Source organism: Roseateles sp., from assembly GCF_049240545.1.
Classification (GTDB): domain Bacteria; phylum Pseudomonadota; class Gammaproteobacteria; order Burkholderiales; family Burkholderiaceae_C; genus Paucibacter_A.
This window is the reverse complement of sequence record NZ_JBMLSK010000010.1, coordinates 1-18,549: the sequence shown is the minus strand read 5'-3', so window position 1 is coordinate 18,549 and position 18,549 is coordinate 1. Positions and strand designations below refer to the sequence as shown.

At 64.2% G+C, this 18,549-nt stretch carries 15 protein-coding genes and 1 pseudogene; 3 read left to right on the top strand and 13 right to left on the bottom strand.

Annotated elements, in window-relative coordinates; genetic code table 11:
• Positions 1-220 precede the first annotated feature (220 nt).
• The 8 genes from ACOVRJ_RS00545 to guaD form a co-directional block, all read right to left on the bottom strand.
• A complete protein-coding gene (locus ACOVRJ_RS00545) occupies positions 221-1,324 on the bottom strand; it encodes a hypothetical protein (protein WP_422041957.1) in 1,104 nt (367 codons plus the stop codon).
• Positions 1,321-2,220, bottom strand: coding sequence for a phosphoribosylaminoimidazolesuccinocarboxamide synthase (locus ACOVRJ_RS00540; RefSeq protein ID WP_422041956.1), 900 nt, complete (start codon positions 2,218-2,220; stop codon positions 1,321-1,323). Before ACOVRJ_RS00540 ends, ACOVRJ_RS00545 begins: the two co-directional genes overlap by 4 nt.
• 64 nt (positions 2,221-2,284) lie before the next feature.
• Entirely contained in the window at positions 2,285-3,388 is a 1,104-nt protein-coding gene (locus ACOVRJ_RS00535; protein WP_422041955.1) for an adenosine deaminase, read from the bottom strand.
• Positions 3,389-3,452: 64 nt separating this feature from the next.
• Entirely contained in the window at positions 3,453-4,607 is a 1,155-nt protein-coding gene (locus ACOVRJ_RS00530; protein ID WP_422041954.1) for a BMP family ABC transporter substrate-binding protein, read from the bottom strand.
• A gap of 22 nt (positions 4,608-4,629) precedes the next feature.
• Positions 4,630-5,550 carry an ABC transporter permease gene (locus tag ACOVRJ_RS00525; protein ID WP_422041953.1) on the bottom strand — a complete coding sequence of 307 codons (921 nt, stop codon included), beginning with the start codon at positions 5,548-5,550 and terminating at the stop codon, positions 4,630-4,632.
• A 2-nt stretch (positions 5,551-5,552) separates the two neighbouring features.
• Entirely contained in the window at positions 5,553-6,635 is a 1,083-nt protein-coding gene (locus ACOVRJ_RS00520; protein WP_422041952.1) for an ABC transporter permease, read from the bottom strand.
• The gene (locus ACOVRJ_RS00515; protein WP_422042022.1) at positions 6,622-8,175 is read right to left on the bottom strand and encodes an ABC transporter ATP-binding protein; all 1,554 of its coding nucleotides are present in this window, start codon (positions 8,173-8,175) and stop codon (positions 6,622-6,624) included. The genes ACOVRJ_RS00520 and ACOVRJ_RS00515 overlap by 14 nt, the downstream gene beginning before the upstream one ends.
• 132 nt (positions 8,176-8,307) lie before the next feature.
• Positions 8,308-9,618, bottom strand: coding sequence for a guanine deaminase (gene guaD / locus ACOVRJ_RS00510; RefSeq protein ID WP_422041951.1), 1,311 nt, complete (start codon positions 9,616-9,618; stop codon positions 8,308-8,310).
• A gap of 74 nt (positions 9,619-9,692) precedes the next feature.
• On the opposite strand from guaD, the gene xdhA reads away from it, so the two are divergent.
• The 3 genes from xdhA to ACOVRJ_RS00495 all read left to right on the top strand — a co-directional run bounded on the left by xdhA (position 9,693) and on the right by ACOVRJ_RS00495 (position 14,289).
• Positions 9,693-11,246: a xanthine dehydrogenase small subunit gene (xdhA, locus tag ACOVRJ_RS00505; protein WP_422041950.1), complete on the top strand. Its 1,554-nt coding sequence runs from the start codon at positions 9,693-9,695 to the stop codon at positions 11,244-11,246.
• Complete coding sequence (gene xdhB, locus ACOVRJ_RS00500; protein WP_422041949.1) at positions 11,243-13,591, top strand: xanthine dehydrogenase molybdopterin binding subunit; 2,349 nt, start codon at positions 11,243-11,245, stop codon at positions 13,589-13,591. Before xdhA ends, xdhB begins: the two co-directional genes overlap by 4 nt.
• Positions 13,592-13,770: 179 nt before the next feature.
• Positions 13,771-14,289, top strand: a complete 519-nt coding sequence (locus ACOVRJ_RS00495; protein WP_422041948.1) for a YqhA family protein — start codon at positions 13,771-13,773, stop codon at positions 14,287-14,289.
• 30 nt (positions 14,290-14,319) lie between these two features.
• On the opposite strand, the gene ACOVRJ_RS00490 is transcribed toward ACOVRJ_RS00495, so the two are convergent.
• From ACOVRJ_RS00490 to ACOVRJ_RS00470, 5 genes and pseudogenes are all read right to left on the bottom strand, one after another.
• Positions 14,320-14,700, bottom strand: coding sequence for a hypothetical protein (locus ACOVRJ_RS00490; protein ID WP_422041947.1), 381 nt, complete (start codon positions 14,698-14,700; stop codon positions 14,320-14,322).
• Between the two features lie 4 nt (positions 14,701-14,704).
• The gene (locus ACOVRJ_RS00485; protein ID WP_422041946.1) at positions 14,705-16,270 is read right to left on the bottom strand and encodes a hypothetical protein; all 1,566 of its coding nucleotides are present in this window, start codon (positions 16,268-16,270) and stop codon (positions 14,705-14,707) included.
• Between the two features lie 205 nt (positions 16,271-16,475).
• Positions 16,476-16,793: a hypothetical protein gene (locus tag ACOVRJ_RS00480; protein ID WP_422041945.1), complete on the bottom strand. Its 318-nt coding sequence runs from the start codon at positions 16,791-16,793 to the stop codon at positions 16,476-16,478.
• 735 nt (positions 16,794-17,528) lie between these two features.
• Positions 17,529-18,011, bottom strand: a complete 483-nt coding sequence (locus ACOVRJ_RS00475; protein WP_422041944.1) for a GreA/GreB family elongation factor — start codon at positions 18,009-18,011, stop codon at positions 17,529-17,531.
• An 80-nt stretch (positions 18,012-18,091) separates the two neighbouring features.
• A pseudogene (locus tag ACOVRJ_RS00470) lies at positions 18,092-18,549 on the bottom strand (hypothetical protein); the annotation flags it as partial.

Below are 18,549 nucleotides of genomic sequence, written 5' to 3'. Positions count from 1 at the left end.
CTCACTCCGCGGGTCAGCGGCAGCAAACTTGTATGGTTGAGGTGCTGGGGTGGAGAGCAGCGCAAGGCAGTCGGCCCACAGGGCCGACCCCCGAGCCATGAGCCCGGCGACGGCCCGGGCTGCAGTGCCACTCAAAACAGAACCAGCATCGGGTTCGATACACAAAGCTGCCTTGACAGACTGCAGTCTCGGCTGCGACCGCAGCCGCTGAGCTCGAACTTCAGACCGGGCGCAAAGCCAGGCCCTGCAGCGCCTGCGCCCACTGCTGCTGATCGGCGCTGAAATCGCGCCACAAAGCTTGGGCCTGTTCGGCGTGTCGCGCTGCCTGGCTCCCATGGCCCAAGGCCCGGTAAACCTGGGCCAAGCGGCTGTGCGAGATGGCGCGGTCGTCCACATCGCAGTGCTCATGCGATTCCAACTCGGCCTCCTGGGCCTGCAGCAGCGCGCGCTCGGTTTGGCCCAGATGCACCCGGCACCAGGCCATATCGGCCAGGAGGCTACCGCTCAAACGCGCCAAACCCGCTGACACCGTCTGCGGCAAATGCGCTTCATACAAAGCCAGCGCCTGAGCGTACTCGCCCTCCACCACCAGGATCTGCGCCCGCAAGACCGGCGTCAAATCTGGCTTGACCGAGCCGCCCACGGCGGCGTCGTAATTCTTGATGGAGTCCGCCCCCAAGAGTAGGCCCTGCCCTTGTCCATTGGCGTCAGACCAAACCGCCTCACGGCGCAGTTGGGAGGCGCGCATCTCCGCCATGTTGTACATCAGGGCCGAGATCGAGGCGTCGTCACCATCCGCTTGGGCATGAGCACGGGCCTTGGCATACCAAAGCTTGGCCGCTTCCTGCTGAGCGGCAAAATTGAAAGCCAGACCCATCACGGTGCACAGGCGGTAACGGGCGGCGTGGTCTTGAGCGCTGGCGACCTGATCGCAGGCTTGGGCATGACTGAGCATGGCACCCAACTCGTGCCGAACATAGGCCAGCTGCGCCAGCCAGGCCGAGCACAAAGCGTCCAGCGACTTCAACCCCGCACCCGATGCAATCACCCGCGCATGCGAGATCTTCTCTTTGGCGGCACTGCTGAAGTCGGTGTAGTAACTCATCAAGCCCTCGGCAAAATGCAGCCAAGCCCCCAATTCCGGATGGGGGTACTGGAAGGACTGCAAATGCAAGGCGGTGAGTTGCTCTCGTGCCAAGGCCATCTGTCCATGACGCCCCAGCAGCAGCGCTTTTTGCACCTTCAAAACAGCAGGCTGGGTCGACCCGGTCGCCGCTGCGATTTCGGCGTCCAGCCGTTTCAGCAGGCGACTCTTGATGCTCATGATTGGGTCAGACGCTGCAAGGCCTCACGATACTTGTCGGCGGTCTTTTCGATCACTTCGGCCGGCAATGCGGGCGCTGGCGCGGTCTTGCCCCAGGGCTTGCCGTCCACTTCCGCTTGCTCCAGCCAGTCGCGCACAAACTGCTTGTCATAGCTGGGCGGGTTGATGCCGACGGCATAGCTTTCCACCGGCCAGTAGCGCGAGGAGTCGGGGGTCAAGACCTCGTCCATCAGCGTCAAAGTGCCGTCGGCATCGAGGCCGAATTCAAACTTGGTGTCAGCAATGATGATGCCCTTGGTCAAGGCGAAATCGGCGGCGCGCTTGTAGAGCTGGATCGAGATGTCGCGCACCCGGGTGGCCAGATCCAGGCCGATGATCTCGACCATGCGGTCAAAGGAGATGTTCTCATCGTGGTCACCCATCTCGGCCTTGGTGGCCGGGGTGAAGATGGGCTCGGGCAGCTTGGAGGCGTTTTGCAGGCCGGCCGGCAATTGCACACCGCAGACCTGGCCATTGCGCTGGTACTCGGCCCAGCCGCTGCCGGCCAGATAGCCACGCACCACGGCCTCAACGGGCAAGGGCTTCAGGCGCTTGACCAGCATGGAGCGGTCTTTGACCTGGGCCTTTTCGGCCTCGCTGACCACCGACAGCGGGTCATCGCCGGTCAGGTGATTCGGGACGATGCCGGTCAGCTTGTCGAACCAGAACAAGGCCATTTGCGTCAGCAGCGCGCCCTTGCCCGGAATCGGCTCGCCCATGATGACGTCAAAAGCCGAGAGCCGGTCGCTGGCGATCATCAGGATGCGATCCTCACCCACGGCGTAGTTTTCACGCACCTTGCCACGGGCAATCAGGGGCAAAGAGGTCAGCGAGGAATTCAGCAAAGCAGCGGTCATAGCAAGGTAGTCCCAAGAAGGAGGGCGAATTTTAGGCGGGAATCCCGCTGCGGAGCGTCGCGCCTCAGCCCGCGCGAGCTAAACCCGCGGCGGCGCCTAGAAAAAGCGCATCAATCTGGCGGTAGCGCTGCTGGCGGCTGGCCTCATCCAGATCAAAACAGGCCTCAAAGCTGTTGCGCAGCAAAGCATGGGCATGGCGGGCGCCCAGACTGGGGTCGGCCTCAAAGCAACGCAAGAAGTTGTCATTCAGATAGCCGCCAAAATAGGCCGGGTCGTCGGAATTGACCATGGCGCACAAGCCCAAGTCCACCATGCGCCGCAAGGGATGCTCGGCCAGGGACGGCACCACACAAAGCTTGAGGTTGGACAGCGGGCAAACCGTCAGCGGCATGCGCTGATCCACCAGTCTTTGCACCAGAGCGGGGTCCTCCAGGCAGCGCACGCCGTGGTCAATGCGCTCGGCCTGCAGCGCGTCCAGCGCGCCGTAGATATAGGCCGGCGGGCCTTCCTCGCCGGCATGAGCCACAACATGCAGACCCAGTTCACGAGCACGCGCAAAGACGCGGGCGAAGCGCTCAGGCGGGTTGTCTTGCTCGGCGCTGTCCAGGCCAACGCCGATGAAGTGCTCGCGCCAGGGCAAGGCCGCCTCCAGCGTCGCCAGCGCGTCTTTTTCACTCAGATGACGCAAGAAACACAGTATCAGTCGGGCACTCAGACCCAACTCGGCCTGCGCCCGCTGACAAGCCCGGTGCAGCCCCAAGATCACCGCCCACATCGGCACGCCACGGCTGGTGTGCGTTTGGGGGTCGAAGAAAATCTCGGCGTGCACCACGCCATCGGCCGCAGCCCGTTCGAAATAGGCCCAGGCCAGATCGAAGAAGTCTTCTTCTGTCAGCAAGACGCCGGCGCCGGCGTAGTAAACGTCGAGAAAACTCTGCAGATCGGTGAAGGCATAGGCCGCCCGCAGGGCCTCGACCGAGGGGTAGCTGAGCTTGACCCCATTGCGCTGCGCCAGCTTGAAAATCAGCTCCGGCTCCAGCGTGCCCTCGATGTGCAGATGCAACTCGGCCTTGGGCGCGCGGCGCAGCAGGTCCAGCAAGACCGGCCGAGGGATGGCATCGAAGTTCAAGGCGCCCGTATCGCGGGCTTGCTGCGTGCTGTTGTCCATCGATGCGCCCTCGGCTTAGGGGGTCAGATCTTGCTCGGCCTCATGGCTTCAAGCTTGCAAGGCGTCATTTCGCGTTCGGCAGCTTGCTATCCACTCCCTTGATGTAGAAGTTGATGCCGGAGAGGAATTTATCGTCGGCCACTTCGTCCTTCTTCAGGACTTCTTTACCGTCCTGGCCGACGATGGGGCCTTTCCAGATGGCGAAGGAGCCATCCTTCAGCCCCGCCTTGATCTTGTCGATCTGGGCGCGCGTTTCGGCCGGCACGGTCTCGGGCACCGACACCATATCGATCGCCCCTTCCTTCACGCCCCACCAGGCATTCTTGCCGGCACCGGCCGTCCACTTGCCATCCAGCGCCTCACGCACCGCGGTGATGTAGTAAGGCGCCCAGTTGATCACGGCCGAGCCCAGGTGGGCCTTGGGGCCGTAGGCGGTCATGTCGGAGTCCCAACCGAAGGCGTACTTGCCGTTTTTCTCGGCGGTTTGCAGCACCGCACTGGAGTCGGTGTTTTGCATCAAGACATCGGCGCCGCCATTGATCAAGGTTTGAGCGGCTTCGGTTTCTTGCGGGGGATCGAACCACTTGTTGACCCAGACGACCTTGACCTGCACCTTGGGATTCTGACTTTGCGCACCGAGGGTGAAGCTGTTGATGTTGCGGATCACTTCGGGGATGGGGATGGAGCCGACCACGCCCAAGGTGCCGCTCTTCGTCATCTTGCCGGCGATCACACCCGCCATATAGGCGCCCTCATAGGTGCGAGAGTCATAGGTGCGCAGATTGCCGGCCTGCTTGTAGCCGGTGGCATGCTCAAACTTGACCGAGGGGTGATCGGCCGCGACCTTGAGCATGGACTCGCCGTAGCCAAAGGTGGTGCCGAACACCAGCTGGTTGCCGGTGCTGACCATGTCGCGGAAGACCCGCTCGGCGTCGGCGGCCTCGGGCACGCCTTCCACAAAACGGGTCACGACCTTGTCACCGAACTCTTTCTCGATTGCCTTGCGGGCGTTGTCGTGGGCAAAGGTCCAGCCGCCGTCCCCCACCGGGCCGACATAGGCGAAGGCGATTTTCAAGGCTTCGGCCTTGGCGGGCGCTGAAGCGGCGCTGGCGGCAGGGGCCGCAGCCTCCTCAGCCTTTTTGCCGCAACCCACCAAGACCGAGCTGGCCGCCAGGGCGCTCAAGGAGGCCAGTTTCAACAGCAAATGTCGCTTATTCATTGACTTTCTCTCCAATCAAAAATCATGAGCCAGGGAAGAAGGGTTTGCCCAGCGAGGCCGGCATATTGGCCCGAATGAAGGCCGCCTTGCTGGAAATGAGCACCAAAACCACGATGGTGGCCAGATAGGGAAGCATGCTGAGGAACTGACTGGGGATCTGCACACCCTGCCCCTGCAGATGGAATTGCAGCATGGTGACAAAACCGAACAAATAGGCGCCGAGCAAAATGCGCGCCGGCCGCCAGGTCGCAAAAGTCGTCAAGGCCAGTGCAATCCAGCCTTTACCGGCAATCATGCCCTGAACCCACAACGGTGTGTAGATGACCGAGACATAGGCGCCCGCCAGGCCGCACAGCGCACCACCCGCCACCACCGCCGCCAGCCGGATCTTGCGCACCGGATAACCCAGCGCATGGGCGGACTCAGGCGACTCGCCCACCGCGCGCAGCACCAGGCCGGCGCGCGAACGATACAAAAACCAAGCCAGCAGCGCGGTCAGCGCAATCGCGCCATAAACCAAGGGGTGCTGCTTGAAGAAAGCCGGCCCGACAAAAGGCAGATCGGCCAACCAGGGCAGTTCATAACTGCTGCGCGGGCTCAGCTTCTCTTGCGTGTAGCGCAGGCCGACAAAGGCGGAAAAGCCTGCCCCAAAAAGACTCAGCGCCAGACCGGCCGCATATTGATTGGTGTTGAGCCAGATCACCAGCAGGCCAAACACGGCCGACAAGAGCGCGCCCGCGGCCATGCCGGCCACAAAAGCCAGGCCGTCGCTGCCGGTATGAACCGCAGTGGCGAAGCCGGCCACCGCGGCCACCAGCATCAGGCCCTCTGCGCCCAAATTGACGATGCCGGCGCGTTCGTTGATCAAGAGGCCCAATGCCGCCAGCGCCAGCAAGGTGCCGGCGTTCATCGAGGCCGCAATCAGCGGTGCAATGCTGTCCATGCTCATTGCCCTCTTGCCACCGCAGGCGCAGCGCTGCGCTGCAAGCGGTAATTGATCAAGGTGTCACAGGCCAAGAGCGAGAACAGCAGCAAGCCCTGGAACACGCCGGTGATGGATTTGGGCAGGCCCAAGCGCGACTGCGCCAACTCGCCGCCAATGTAGAACATGCTCATCAAGACCGAGGACAGCACAATGCCCAGCGGGTGTAAGCGCCCGACAAAGGCCACGATGATGGCCGCAAAGCCGTAGCCGGCCGGCACATAAGGCGTCAGCTGACCCAGCGGACCGGCCACCTCCAGCGCACCCGCCAAACCGGCCATGGCGCCCGAGAGCAGCAGCGCCGTCCACAAGGCCCGCTCCGAGGAAAACCCCGCGTAGCGCGCCGCCGCCGGTGCCAGACCGCCCACCTGCAGCGAAAAGCCCAGGTAGGAGCGAAACAGCAGCACCCAGCAAGCCAGGGCCGAGGCCAAAGCGATCAGCACGCCAATATTCACTCGGTTGCCCTCGAACAGGCGCGGAATCTTGGTCTCCGGCAGAAAGCTGATGCTTTGCGGGAAGTTAAAGCCCGCCGGATCCTTCCAGGGGCCGTAGACCAGATAGGCCAAGAGCAGATCGGCCACATAGACCAGCATCAAGCTGACCAAAATCTCATTGGCATTGAAGCCGGCCCGCAGCAGCGCGGTAATGCCGGCCCAGGCCATGCCGCCCAGCACCCCCGCGACCAAAATGGCCGGCACCATCACCGCCGCCGTGCTGCTGGCATCCGCCTGCATCGCCACCCAGCCGGCCGCCAAGGCGCCGACGATGAACTGCCCCTCGGCGCCGATATTCCAGACATTGGCGCGAAAGCAAACGGCCAAACCGAGCGCAATCAGGAGCAGCGGCGTGGCCTTCAGCGCCAACTCGCCCCAGGCCTGCGGGCTGCGGATCGGCTCCCAGAAAAACATCTGCAAGCCTCGCAGCGGATCTTTGTCCAGCAAGAGGAACAAGCCCAGGCCCAGCGCCACCGTCACCGCCAATGCGATCAGCGGCGAGATCAGGCTCATCAGCTGAGAGGGCTGCGCACGCGGTTCAAGCCTGAACATCATTGCCTCCCATCGCATTCAGCGCCGGGGCCTGCCAAAGGCCGCTCATCCACTCGCCAATCAAAGACCGGCTGGCCTCGCTCACCGACACCGAGGGTGACAAGCGCCCTTGCGCCATCACCACCAGGCGATCACTGATCTCAAACAATTCGTCCAACTCCTCGCTCAGCACCAGCACGGCGCAACCGGCGGCGCTGAGCTGCAACAACTCGGCGCGGATCTGCGCAGCCGCGCCCACATCCACGCCCCATGTGGGCTGAGCAATGATCAACACCTTGGGGCCGGCATCGATCTCCCGGCCGACGATGAACTTTTGCAAATTGCCGCCCGAGAGGCTGCGCGCCGCCGCCCCAGCGCCCCCGGCGCGCACCTGAAAGCGCGCAATCAAGCGCTCGGCCAGATGTTGAACCCGGCGCTGATGCAACCAGCCGAAAGGGCCCAGCGAGCCCTGCGGGCCGCGCTCGGTACGCGTCAGCAAGGTGTTTTGCGCCAGCGACAAGCTGGGCACCGCGCCCCGCCCCAGGCGCTCCTCCGGCACAAAGTGAAGACCCAGCTTGCGGCGCCGGCTCGGGCCGCTGCGCGCGATGTCTTGCCCGAAGAGCTGCACCGCGCCGGCCTGAGCGCGGCGGTCCTCGCCGCTGAGCGCCGCCAGCAACTCTTGCTGGCCGTTGCCAGAGACACCAGCCACGCCAACGATCTCGCCGCCATGCAGGTCCAGATCGATATCTACTAAGGTGGTGCCAAAAGGCTGAGCCTTGGCCAGGCTGAGGCGGCGCAGGCTCAAGGCCAGCGGGCCGGGCCGGCGAGGCTGACGCTGCACCGCTGGCGGCTCGGCGCCGATCATCAGACGCGAAAGCTCCCCACTGCTTTGAGTGCGCGGGTCCACCTCGCCGCTGACGCGCCCGCTGCGCAAGACGGTGCAGTGATCGCAGAGCGCACGGATCTCATCCAACTTGTGGCTGATATACAAAATCGAGCAGCCTTGCGCCGCCAACTGGCGCAGGGTGACGAAGAGCTTGTCCACCGCGCGCGGGGTCAGCACCGAGGTGGGCTCGTCCAGGATCAAGAGCTTGGGCTCGGTCATCAAGGCACGCAAGATCTCCACCCGCTGGCGCTCACCGACCGAGAGGCTGTGCACCGGCCGTTGCGGGTCGACCTCCAGGCCATAGGTCTGGGCCAGCGTCTCGATGCGCTGAGTCACCTCGGCCAAGCCCATGCTTTTGTCCAGACCCAGCCAGACGTTCTCGGCCGCGGTCAGCGTGTCAAACAGCGAGAAATGCTGATAGACCATGCTGATGCCCAAGGCCCGAGCCTGAGCCGGCGATTTGATCGTGACCGGCTGGCCCATCCACTGCATGCGGCCGGCATCGGGCTGCACCGCGCCATAGATGATCTTCATCAGCGTGGACTTGCCGGCGCCGTTCTCGCCCAGCACCGCATGGATCTGGCCCGGAGCCACCGTCAGGTCGATGGCGTCATTCGCCCGCACCGCGGGGTATTGCTTGCTGATGCCGAAAAGTTGCAGGCGGGCTGGGCTCATGAAGAAGGCGGGCGACAAGTTCAAACGCAAGTATCCGGGCAAATCAGCCTGGGCCCTAGCGCCGTGGCTCGATGCAGAGGCAGGGCAAACCCGGCAAGACGGGCAAAAAGCAGGGCAAAAATCAAGCCGAAGTCAGGCCGAATGCTTGCACACCCCAGCCACATAGGCGGCGCGCAGATTGCGGTCGTCGGCCAAGCTCATCCAGGCAAACACCCGTTCATGCAGGCCGCGCACCACCGCGTCGCGCGCCTCGGCGACCGGGCCACGTGCCCAATCCCAAACGCAGACGTCGGCCAGGGTGCCCACGCCGAAATGGCCGATTTCCGCGCCCAGGCCCAAGGCCTCGGCGGCACCGCGGGTGGCGGCATGCAAGCCGGCCCAAGCCGTCAGGCGCTGGCCTGCCATGGCCTGCACCTTGTAGCCATCCAGCAGCGTGCGCTGCATGGACAAGCTGGTGCCGCCGCCCACATCGCTGGCCACCGACACCTGCACCTGCCCGACCCGCGCCGCCGGCCAATCAAACAAGCCGCTGCCCAGGAAAAGGTTGGACGAGGGGCTGAAGGCGACCTGCGCGCCGCTGGCGGCCAGCACACGGCGGTCTTCATCATCCAGCCAGATGCCATGGGCCAAAACCGAGCGCGGGTGCAACAAGCCCTCTCGGGCATACACATCCAGATAGCTGCGCGCCTGCGGGAACAGCTCGCTGACCCAGCGCAACTCCTCGCGGTTCTCGGCCACATGGGTTTGCATATAGAGCGAGGCATCGGCCCGGCAGAGCGCGCCAGCCATGGCCAATTGCTCGGGCGTGCTGGTGGGCGCAAAACGCGGCGTCACCGCATAACTGAGGCGATCCACACCATGCCAGCGCGAGATCAGGTCCACGCAGTCGCGCTCGGCCTGGGCCACGCTGGGGTCCAACAAGGCGGCCGGGGCGTGGCGGTCCATCAGCACCTTGCCAGTGATCAGGCGCATGCCGCGCTGCTGCGCCGCTTCGAACAAGGCCTCGACCGACACCTTGTGGACGGTGGGGAAGACCACCGCCGCCGTCGTGCCATGGGCCAGCAAGGCATCCAGAAAACGCGCCGCACCGGCCTGGGCCACGGCGGGGTCGGCATAGCGGCATTCCGCCGGAAAGGTGTAGGTGTTGAGCCAGTCCAGCAGCTCGGCGCCGTAAGAGGCGATCACATCGAGCTGCGGGCAATGCACATGGGTGTCGATGAAGCCGGGCAGGATCAGGCTGCCTTGGTGATCGATTCTGTGCCACTGCTGATCCGGCTCTTGCGCCTGCGTGCCCTGAATGCGGCCCCGCTCATCGATCAGCAACCAATGGTCAGGCTGGAAGCGCACCGCGCCGCCGCCCTCCAAGTCGCCCCAGGCGGGGCTGGCAGTGAAGTCGAGCAGGTCGCCGCGCAGGGCGACTTTCTGTGGCGTTGAAGTGGACAAGGCAGCGTTTTCAAAAGAGGCGGGACAGGATCGTATATCGTCAAGGGCCCAGCAGCTTGGTGAGTTTGGTTTCGATGAGCATGCAGCCGCGTCCGATCCGCTTTTTCCAGCAGGGCCAGATTCGGTCCGTCCAAGGTCTGCCGACCACGACCACGCTGCTCAGCTATCTGCGTGAACACCAGCCCGGCCAAGCCTGCACAGGCACCAAAGAAGGCTGCGCCGAGGGCGACTGCGGCGCATGCACCGTCTTGCTGGGCGAGTTGGATGAGCACGGGCAACTGCACCTGCGCAATGTCAACGCCTGCACCCAGCTGCTACCCACGCTGGACGGCCAGGCGGTGCTGACCGTCGAAGACCTGGGCTCGGCCGCCAAGCCCAGCCCGGTGCAGCAGGCCCTGATCGACTGCCACGGCTCGCAGTGTGGCTTTTGCACCCCCGGCTTTGTGATGACGCTGCAAGCTTGTTACGAGCGCCATCAAGAGATAGATAGCCGACCCACGCGCCAACAACTGGCCGATGACTTGGCCGGCAATCTGTGCCGCTGCACCGGCTACCGCCCGATTCTGGACGCCGGCGAGCGCATGTTCACGCTGCCACCCCAAACGATTGATCGAGCCCCCATCGTCGCGGCTTTGCGCCAATTGCAGGCCGATGAAGCTCTGCATTACCAAGCCCCGAACCCAGCCTATGCAGGCCGGGTGGACGCCTTTGATGCGCCGCGCACCGTGGCCGAGTTGGCGGCGCTGTGCGAGGCCAAACCGCAAGCCCGGCTGCTGGCCGGGGCTACCGACATCGGCCTGTGGCTGAACAAGCAGTTCCGCGATGTGGGCGATTTGATTTTTGTGGGCGCGGTGGCCGAACTGCGGCAGATTCGCCCGCAAGACTTTCACGGCCAGCCGGGCTTGTGGATAGGCGCCGCCGCCTCGCTGGAAGAAGCCTGGTCGGCACTGACCGAGGCCGCACCGGCGCTGCGCGAACTGTGGCTGCGCTTTGCCTCGCCGCCGGTGCGCCAGGCCGGCACCCTGGGCGGCAATATCGCCAATGGCTCGCCGATTGGCGACGGCGCGCCCGCGCTGATCGCCCTGGGCGCCGAGATCGTTTTGCGCCACGGTGCCCAACAGCGCCGCATGAAGCTGGAAGACTTCTACCTCGGCTATATGCAAAACGCCCGGCAGCCGGGCGAATTCGTCGAGGCCATGCACCTGCCATTGCCCGGCCCGGACTGGCGCCTCGGCGCCTACAAGGTGGCGAAACGCTATGACAGCGATATCTCCGCCGTGTGCGCCGTGTTGGCCTTGCAGTTGGAGCCCGGCAGCCATCGGGTGCTCGCAGCACGCTTGGTCTATGGCGGAATGGCCGCTGTGGTCAAACGCGCAGCGATTGCCGAAGCCGCCCTGCTGGGCCAGGTCTGGGATGAGACTGCGCTGCAAGCAGCGCAGTCTGCCTTGAGCCAAGACTTCACGCCTCTGAGCGACGCCCGCGCCAGCAGCGGCTACCGATTGCAAGTGGCGCAAAACCTGCTGCGCCGACTCTGGCTGGAAACACGCGCCGAGCAGCCGCTGGCGGCGAGTGAGTTGAGCGTGTGGCAGGCCGTCAGCTTTGATCGCCGCGCGGGGAGCGCGGCATGAAGGCGCCCCAGCAAAGCAGCGCGGGCGAACGCGTAGGCCAAAGCCAGCCGCATGAATCCGCCGCGCTGCACGTCAGCGGCGAAGCGACGTACACCGACGACATCGCCGAGCTGCATGGCACTCTGCATGCGGCCCTGGGCTTGTCGCCGGTGGCGCATGGGCGCTTGTTGTCCATCGATTTGGCGCTCTTGCAGGCCCAGCCCGGCGTGGTGGCAGTGCTGACCGCAGCCGACATCCCCGGCGAAAACAACTGCGGGCCGCTGGTTCATGATGACCCGATTCTTGCCGGCGAGACTTTGAGTTATCTGGGCCAGCCGGTTTTTGCCATCATCGCCAGCAGCCGCGAGCTGGCGCGCCGCGCCGCCGCCTTGGCCAAAACGGCTTTGCAAATTGAAGCCCTGCCCGCTGTGCTGACGGCAAAAGAAGCCCATGCCCAGGGCCACTATGTGCTGCCGCCCATGCACCTGAGCCGTGGCGATGCGGCGGCCGCCTTGGCAGCGGCGCCGCTGCGGCTCAGCGGCGAATGGTCGGTCGGCGGGCAGGAGCAGTTCTATCTGGAGGGCCAGATCAGCTACGCCGTCCCGCAGGAGAGCCAAGGTCTCTTGGTGCATTGCTCCACCCAACACCCCAGTGAGATGCAGCAGTTACTCGCCCATGCGCTGGGATGGGCCTCACACCAGGTGCAGGTTCAATGCCGGCGCATGGGCGGCGGTTTTGGCGGCAAGGAGTCGCAGTCGGCCCTGTTCGCCTGCGTGGCCGCCCTCGCCGCCACCCAGCTGCGCCGCCCGGTCAAGCTGCGCCTGGACCGCGATGACGACTTCATGATCACTGGCCGACGCCACGGCTTTGACTACCGCTGGGACGTGGGCTTTGATGAACAAGGGCGCATCCTCGGCGCCGAGGTGGAGCTGATCTCCAACTGCGGCCACTCGGCGGATCTGTCGGCGCCGGTGATGGCGCGGGCGCTCTGCCATTTCGACAATGCCTATTTCTTCCCGCATGTGGCTCTGCATGGCTTTTGCGCCCGCACCCACACCCAGAGCAACACCGCGTTTCGCGGCTTTGGCGGGCCGCAAGGAGCGCTGGCCATCGAGATGATTCTGGACGCGGTGGCGCGCCGCTTGCAGCGTGACCCGCTGCAGGTGCGGCTGAGCAATCTCTACACCGATGAGGGCGGCCGCAACATCACGCCCTACGGACAACAAGTTGAAGACAACATCCTGGCCCCGCTGATCGAAGGCCTGCAAGCCAGCAGCGACTACGCCCAGCGCCGTCAAGCGGTGAGCGACTTTAACGCTCGCAGCCCTGTCTTGAAGAAAGGCCTCGCGCTGACACCGCTGAAATTCGGCATCAGCTTCAATGTGGTGCACCTGAACCAGGCCGGCGCGCTGGTGCATGTTTACACCGATGGATCGGTGCTGGTGAACCACGGCGGCACCGAGATGGGCCAGGGCCTGAACACCAAGGTGGCGCAGGTGGTGGCGCATGAGCTGGGGCTGAGCCTGGCGCGCGTGCGCTGCAGCGCCACCGACACCCAAAAGATCGCCAACACCTCCGCCACCGCCGCCTCCACCGGCAGCGACCTGAATGGCAAGGCCGCGCAAGACGCCGCCGCGCGCATCAAGAGCCGGCTGGCCGCGCTGGCTGCGCAGCTGTGGCAATGCTCGGCGGATGAGGTGAGTTTTGCGGACGAGCGGGTCAGCGCCGGCGCTCACTCGATGAGTTTTGCCGAGCTGGTGCACAAAGCCTATATGCAGCGGGTGCAGCTTTGGAGCGAGGGCTTTTACGCCACGCCCGGCCTGCACTGGGACCGCACCAAGCTGCAGGGCAAGCCGTTCTACTACTTCGCTTGCGGCGCCGCCGTCTCGGAAGTCTTGGTCGATACCCTGACGGGCGAAAGCCGTGTCATCCGCGCCGATGTCTTGCACGATGTGGGCCGCTCGCTGAACCCCGCGCTGGACATCGGCCAGATCGAGGGCGCTTTCGTGCAGGGCATGGGCTGGCTGACGATGGAAGAACTGGTCTGGCACCCCAGCAGCGGCGCCCTGCTGACCCACGCGCCCAGCACCTACAAAATCCCTACGGCGAACGACAGCCCGCCGGACTTCCGGGTGGCCTTGTTCGACCAGCCGAATGCAGCCGACAGCATCCACCGCTCCAAGGCGGTGGGCGAGCCGCCGCTGCTCTTACCGATCTCGGTGCTGCTGGCCATCAAGGACGCCATCGCCTCGACCGGCCCGGCCGGCTGCGACCCCGATCTGCGCGCACCGGCCACGGCCGAAGCCGTCTTGCGGGCGCTGAACGGTTTGGGCTCAGCTCGAATCCTTCAAGGCACAGTCATCTGAATACGGTGCCCGGCATTGGCCTGCGAGAATTCAGGCCTGATGCAGCGCCTTTGGTTTCAAAAATCCGGTGTTTTGCTGTTAGTGTGCGGGCCGGCAGCTTCTGTTCGAGAGGCGTCACAAACTTTGTCCATGCTGAGCCCTGGTTCAGCATGGCGTCTTGTTGTTATTGAAAGTCACTGATGGAAAAGCTTCTCTCGAGCGTCGGCTCATTGCTGTACGGCATGCGTTTCACCATGCTGTTTTTCTATGTCGGTTTGGTGGGCATCATCTTCGGAATCTTGGGCAAGTTTCTCTTCGAAACCTACAAGCTGATGACCACGCTGCTGTTTGGTGATTTGGAAAAAATTGCGCTGATCATCAAGGTGCTGGAGTTGGTGGACATGACCATGGTGGCCCAACTGGTTTGGGTGGTAGCACTGGCTGGGGTTTCCTTGTTTGTGACCACGGGCCACTTCGACAAAGCCGACATGAAGAAGCCCGACTGGCTCGACCACGTCAACACCTACAACCTCAAGTTGAAGCTGGCGTTTGCGATCATCTCCATCTCGGGCGTGCACGCCTTGAAGACCTATTTGAGCGGCGATTTGACCCTGGAGAACGTCCAAGTCGTGACCATGATCGCAGTCATCCATTTCACCTTCGTGCTTTCCGCCATCGGGATTTCGTTTGCAGAGCGGCTGACACGAGAGCAGCACTGACAAGCGCAGGCCCTCCAGGCCAGCGCCGCGCTACTGCACCCGGTCCCAGAATTGGCGACGGTTGGGGATGTTGGGGAAGACCAGCCGGCCCTCGTGGATGAAGTAGGGCGCGCCGCCTTCTTCTTCGCCCTCGACCTGCAGCATCAACTGTTTATCCTCCACGCGCCAGCTTCCAGGCTGGGGCGTGCTGCGCGATTTAGCCGTCACCTGCCAGGCGCTCAAGCGGCCGTCTGCGCTCAGCGTTAGGTGGTCGTCGATGGGCTCGTCCATCACGATGCGGGTGCGACGCCAGTGCCCCACCAGAACGGCTGGTCTTGGGGCGGCAGGCTTTTGCGCAGCAGCGCGGCCAGCCAGGCCTAGCACGCCGCAAAGTGGCAGCAGAACGCGCAGGCGGTATCGCTCGAGTTTCATGGGTTCAACTCCTTGTGGCAGGGCCGGCGGACAGACGCTCCAGCCACGCCGGAGGCAGCACCGGCTTGTCGCTGGCCACGTCGGCCACCATCCATGCCGCGCTGGCGCTTTCAACGCCGCCCAGCAGTCGCTGCAGTTCGGCATAGACCTCGGGGCTGTCGACGAGCAGCAGCACCGGCATCTCGGGCGCGTGGCGCGCCAGATGCAGCAGCTCATAGCAGCAGCCTTCTCGGTCGCCGTTGAATCCGCGCAGATCCATCAGCACCGCGTGGCTGCGTGCCGCCAGCGCGCGCATGGTCGGCTGCCAGGTGTGCGAGTGACACCAAAAGTGCGACACGCGAAAGCGCCCATCGGCATCGCGTTGCGTGGGCAGGCTCTGCAGCCTTTCCTGCAACTGCTGCGCGCTGCTGATGAACTGCGAGCGCAGCCGCCCGGCGACAAAGGCGACGAAGTCGCTCGGCCCGATATTGCGCAGCGCCAGGTCCCAGCCGGCGATCATGTGGATGGGGCCGATGTGGCGCCATTGCTGCTCGATCCGATCGAACAGCGCTTCCATCCGGCCTTCTTTACTGAACACGCGCAGCAGCAAGAGCGGGCGCGCTGCTGCCTCAGGCTTCGCTAGCGGCAAAGTCCGCCACAGCGCGCGGCGCACACCCACCACCAGCGGGTAGGCGGCCACCAGCGCCAGATAGGCGGGGTTCTCCGCCATCACGGCCAGCACCGTGGCTTGTACCAGCAGCAAGGCCAGCCACCAGGTGTCGATGAAGAGATCGAGATCGCTGAAGCGCCCCGCATCAAAGGCGCGCTGCAGCGCCTGCAGTGCGCGGTAGCCCAGCCAAGCGCCTGCGATCAGCCCAGCCAGGCGCCAGCCCCACACCGTTTCCAGACCCAGGCCGCGCGAGCCCAGCAGCGCCATCGTCACCGCCAGCGCGCTGGCCGCGAGCGACACCACCAGCACCATGGGCGCCACACCGCGCCAGAAGCGCAGGCCAAACACCACCAGCAGCCCCAGCGGCGCCAGCACGAACAGCAGGTAAAGGCTGCTGGCCAGGCTCTGTGAGTCGCCTGGCAGCATCCAGAGCAGCGCGCCTGCCGCCGCCGCGCTCAGCACGCGCTGCCGGGTGCTGGTACTCAGCAAGACCAGCACCAGCGCCGCCGTGGGCACCAGCGCTGCCAGCAGCACGGTGGCGACCATGGTCGCGCTGAGGTATTGCGAGAAGAGCGAGCAGAAGGCCACCGTGAGCAGCAGCGCGCAAATCCCACCACTGGCGGCATGGCCTGCGACCAAGCGCAGCTGGCCGGGCGACCAGGTGTGGGGGCCCGCTGGCAATGAGGATGTCGCTGCTGTTGCTAACTGCCCCGACAAGCGCACCCAGCGTGGCGGCGGGCCTGGCGGATCCGCTTGCGTGGTGGCGGCGGCCTCGTCGTCAGCCCTGCCTTGGCTCATCCAGTGCGCCACGCGGCGCCGGTACCACCACAACAACAAGGGCGAGAGCACGGTCACAAGGGCAAAACTCAGTACGAGGCTCACCAGGATGACTTGCACACCGGGGCTGATGAGTTCGCTCATGGGTTGCTAGCCTTCACAGGGCGCTGACTACGCTCGCTTTTGGGCCGCACAGTCACAACGCAGATGTCGGGCGCGCTGGCCCGTCCGTGTTCGTCCACCACCACCAAAGCAAAGCGGTGGCGGCCCGGTGCTAACTGGTTGTGCACCACCAGACGAGGCTGGGTGCTGCTCACGGGCTGGTCGCGTCGCAGAACCGGCATCTCTGTCAACGAATGGAAGGACCGAGGTAGGTGAAGCGCCAAGTCTTGATGGTGCCGCCACCAGTGTCGAAGGATTTGGCGCCATTCAGCGTGAACTCTTTGCCGACGGATGCGATCTCGGGCCCTTGCAGAACGGCGGTGGGGCGATCGCGATCGGCCACGATGAGATCAATGGTGTCTGGTGCGCTTTCGTTGCCCGAGTCGTCCACCACCACCAGGCTGAATCGGTGGCGGCCAGCTGCCATCGGCGATTGCGGGTTGACGTCCACCACGACCTTCGGTGCGTCGGTTTCGACGGGGATGTTGACGGTGAACTTGGGCATACGGTGTCCTGGTGTGTTGAACTGGCGTACAGCTACAAGGGGCTCGGTGCCGCCCGGTGGGCTTTGTCGCGGCCCTTAACCGAAGACCGCGAATCTTTGCGCCTCACATCTCGGCTGAGCCATGGTACTCGCTCGTCAGCTGGGCGTCCTCACGGTTTGCTGATGTTTCTCTTAAGCTTTCCTCATGGACTTCCGCCTCTTGCCGACAGTGCGAATTCGACGTTACGCCCGAAAGTCGACCAAGGCGAGTAACTATTCACCAAGCGAGTTCCGGCTTTGTGACGCGCCGAAAAACTGACCGAGCGAGGCAAGTCCATTTCATGCGCAGCAAGTAGCCCTGAGGCTGCTCTGTGCCCGGGGCGGACTATTGGGTTTTACGCGTGAGGCACGGCCTCAACACCCTGACCTAACGCCCACTTCGATTTGACTCGGCCCGCCGACGGGCGATTTGTGCCCGGCCGAGAGCGCAGCGTAGCGGGTCGGGCGCGCGCAGCGCGCTTCAACATCTGACTTGGCGGCACTTGTTTGAGCGCAGCGAGCTTTGCTCGCGGAGCGAGTTTGCCGCCGCTGACCCGCGCAGTGAGCACCGAGGGAAGCTGGCTCGCCAAAGCCGGCCCGGGCACCATGAGCACGGCGGCGGGCCGAGTCAAAGCGCGCACCAGCCCATCTTCAGAGCTTCGGAGCAGGATCAGGGATACAAAATCCGAATCAATCCGGCGTGAACTCTCTTGCGGCTCAATCAACCCGCAGCACCTCAAACTGCTGTCGGTTTTGAGCAAGCTGTATCGACACCTCATCGCCCTCGAACTTGCCCAGCATGGCCAGACCCAAGGGGGCTTCGCAACTGATGACTTGAACGGACTGATCGCCGCTGAGCAACTTCATGCTGCCACCGGCCGGGCCGAGAAAGAGCTGTTGCTGCTGGTTGTCGGAGTCCACCAGGCAGACCAAAGCGCCGAGTTGTATCCCTTTGCTGGCGTCGTAGGGGAGTGGTCGAAACTGACGCCAATGGGCCATCGCCTGGCGGATGGCTTCGGCGCGGCGGGCTTGGCCGGTAGCCAGGTAGGCCGCCTCAAGACCCAAGGTGTCGTACTTGTTCTCGGCGATGTTTTCTTCGTGCGTCGCCGTCTCATGGGCCGCCCGGGCAGCCTGCTCAACTTGCTGCAGGTCTTCGGCCAGTCGTTCCAGCACCAGCTGCGGCAGCAAGAATTTATCCATGATCAAAAGCTAGCATCTCAAGAAACGGCGGGGGCGAGGATGAATTATGAAGGGCCGCGTCCACCCCACCCCAAGCGACGTCAAAGACTCCGTTCCCACAGCAGTCGCGCGTTCACGCCGCTTTGCAGTCGCTCTTCCAAGCGATGGTCCAGGCCCTCGGCCAAAACGCGGCGAGTACTGACCCGGTCGGGATGCAGCAGATTGCTGAAGGACAGCCGCCATGCGCTTTGCTTGTCTTGCTTCCACAAGGCATAGACGTCCAAAACCCGGGTGGAGGACAAGCCCGCCCAACGATCTTGGGCCAAGCGCTGGGTGGCGCCGCGGCTCAGGCTCAGATTGCCGCCCCAGCTGAAGCTGCCACTTAGGGCCTCCAACGGCGGCTTCGTCAGGCGGTGGTCAAGGCCCAGATTCAGGGTCATCGGAATCTGCTGTGCCAGACGGTTATCGGGTCCAGGCACCGCCAGTACCCGGGAGCGATGAATCGCCCAGTTGCCACGCAGCTCCACGGCCGGCGCACCGGGCTTGAGCAGCTCCGGCA

Excerpts from the sequence above, each read along its gene's own strand:
- ACOVRJ_RS00540 (WP_422041956.1), bottom strand. The coding sequence starts at position 2,220 with ATGACCGCTGCTTTGCTGAATTCCTCGCTGACCTCTTTGCCCCTGATT.
- ACOVRJ_RS00480 (WP_422041945.1), bottom strand. The coding sequence starts at position 16,793 with ATGCCCAAGTTCACCGTCAACATCCCCGTCGAAACCGACGCACCGAAG.
- ACOVRJ_RS00495 (WP_422041948.1), top strand. The coding sequence starts at position 13,771 with ATGGAAAAGCTTCTCTCGAGCGTCGGCTCATTGCTGTACGGCATGCGT.
- ACOVRJ_RS00515 (WP_422042022.1), bottom strand. The coding sequence starts at position 8,175 with ATGAGCCCAGCCCGCCTGCAACTTTTCGGCATCAGCAAGCAATACCCC.
- ACOVRJ_RS00475 (WP_422041944.1), bottom strand. The coding sequence starts at position 18,011 with ATGGATAAATTCTTGCTGCCGCAGCTGGTGCTGGAACGACTGGCCGAA.
- ACOVRJ_RS00490 (WP_422041947.1), bottom strand. The coding sequence starts at position 14,700 with ATGAAACTCGAGCGATACCGCCTGCGCGTTCTGCTGCCACTTTGCGGC.
- ACOVRJ_RS00535 (WP_422041955.1), bottom strand. The coding sequence starts at position 3,388 with ATGGACAACAGCACGCAGCAAGCCCGCGATACGGGCGCCTTGAACTTC.
- xdhA (WP_422041950.1), top strand. The coding sequence starts at position 9,693 with ATGAGCATGCAGCCGCGTCCGATCCGCTTTTTCCAGCAGGGCCAGATT.
- ACOVRJ_RS00530 (WP_422041954.1), bottom strand. The coding sequence starts at position 4,607 with ATGAATAAGCGACATTTGCTGTTGAAACTGGCCTCCTTGAGCGCCCTG.
- ACOVRJ_RS00525 (WP_422041953.1), bottom strand. The coding sequence starts at position 5,550 with ATGGACAGCATTGCACCGCTGATTGCGGCCTCGATGAACGCCGGCACC.
- ACOVRJ_RS00520 (WP_422041952.1), bottom strand. The coding sequence starts at position 6,635 with ATGTTCAGGCTTGAACCGCGTGCGCAGCCCTCTCAGCTGATGAGCCTG.
- xdhB (WP_422041949.1), top strand. The coding sequence starts at position 11,243 with ATGAAGGCGCCCCAGCAAAGCAGCGCGGGCGAACGCGTAGGCCAAAGC.
- ACOVRJ_RS00485 (WP_422041946.1), bottom strand. The coding sequence starts at position 16,270 with ATGAGCGAACTCATCAGCCCCGGTGTGCAAGTCATCCTGGTGAGCCTC.
- ACOVRJ_RS00545 (WP_422041957.1), bottom strand. The coding sequence starts at position 1,324 with ATGAGCATCAAGAGTCGCCTGCTGAAACGGCTGGACGCCGAAATCGCA.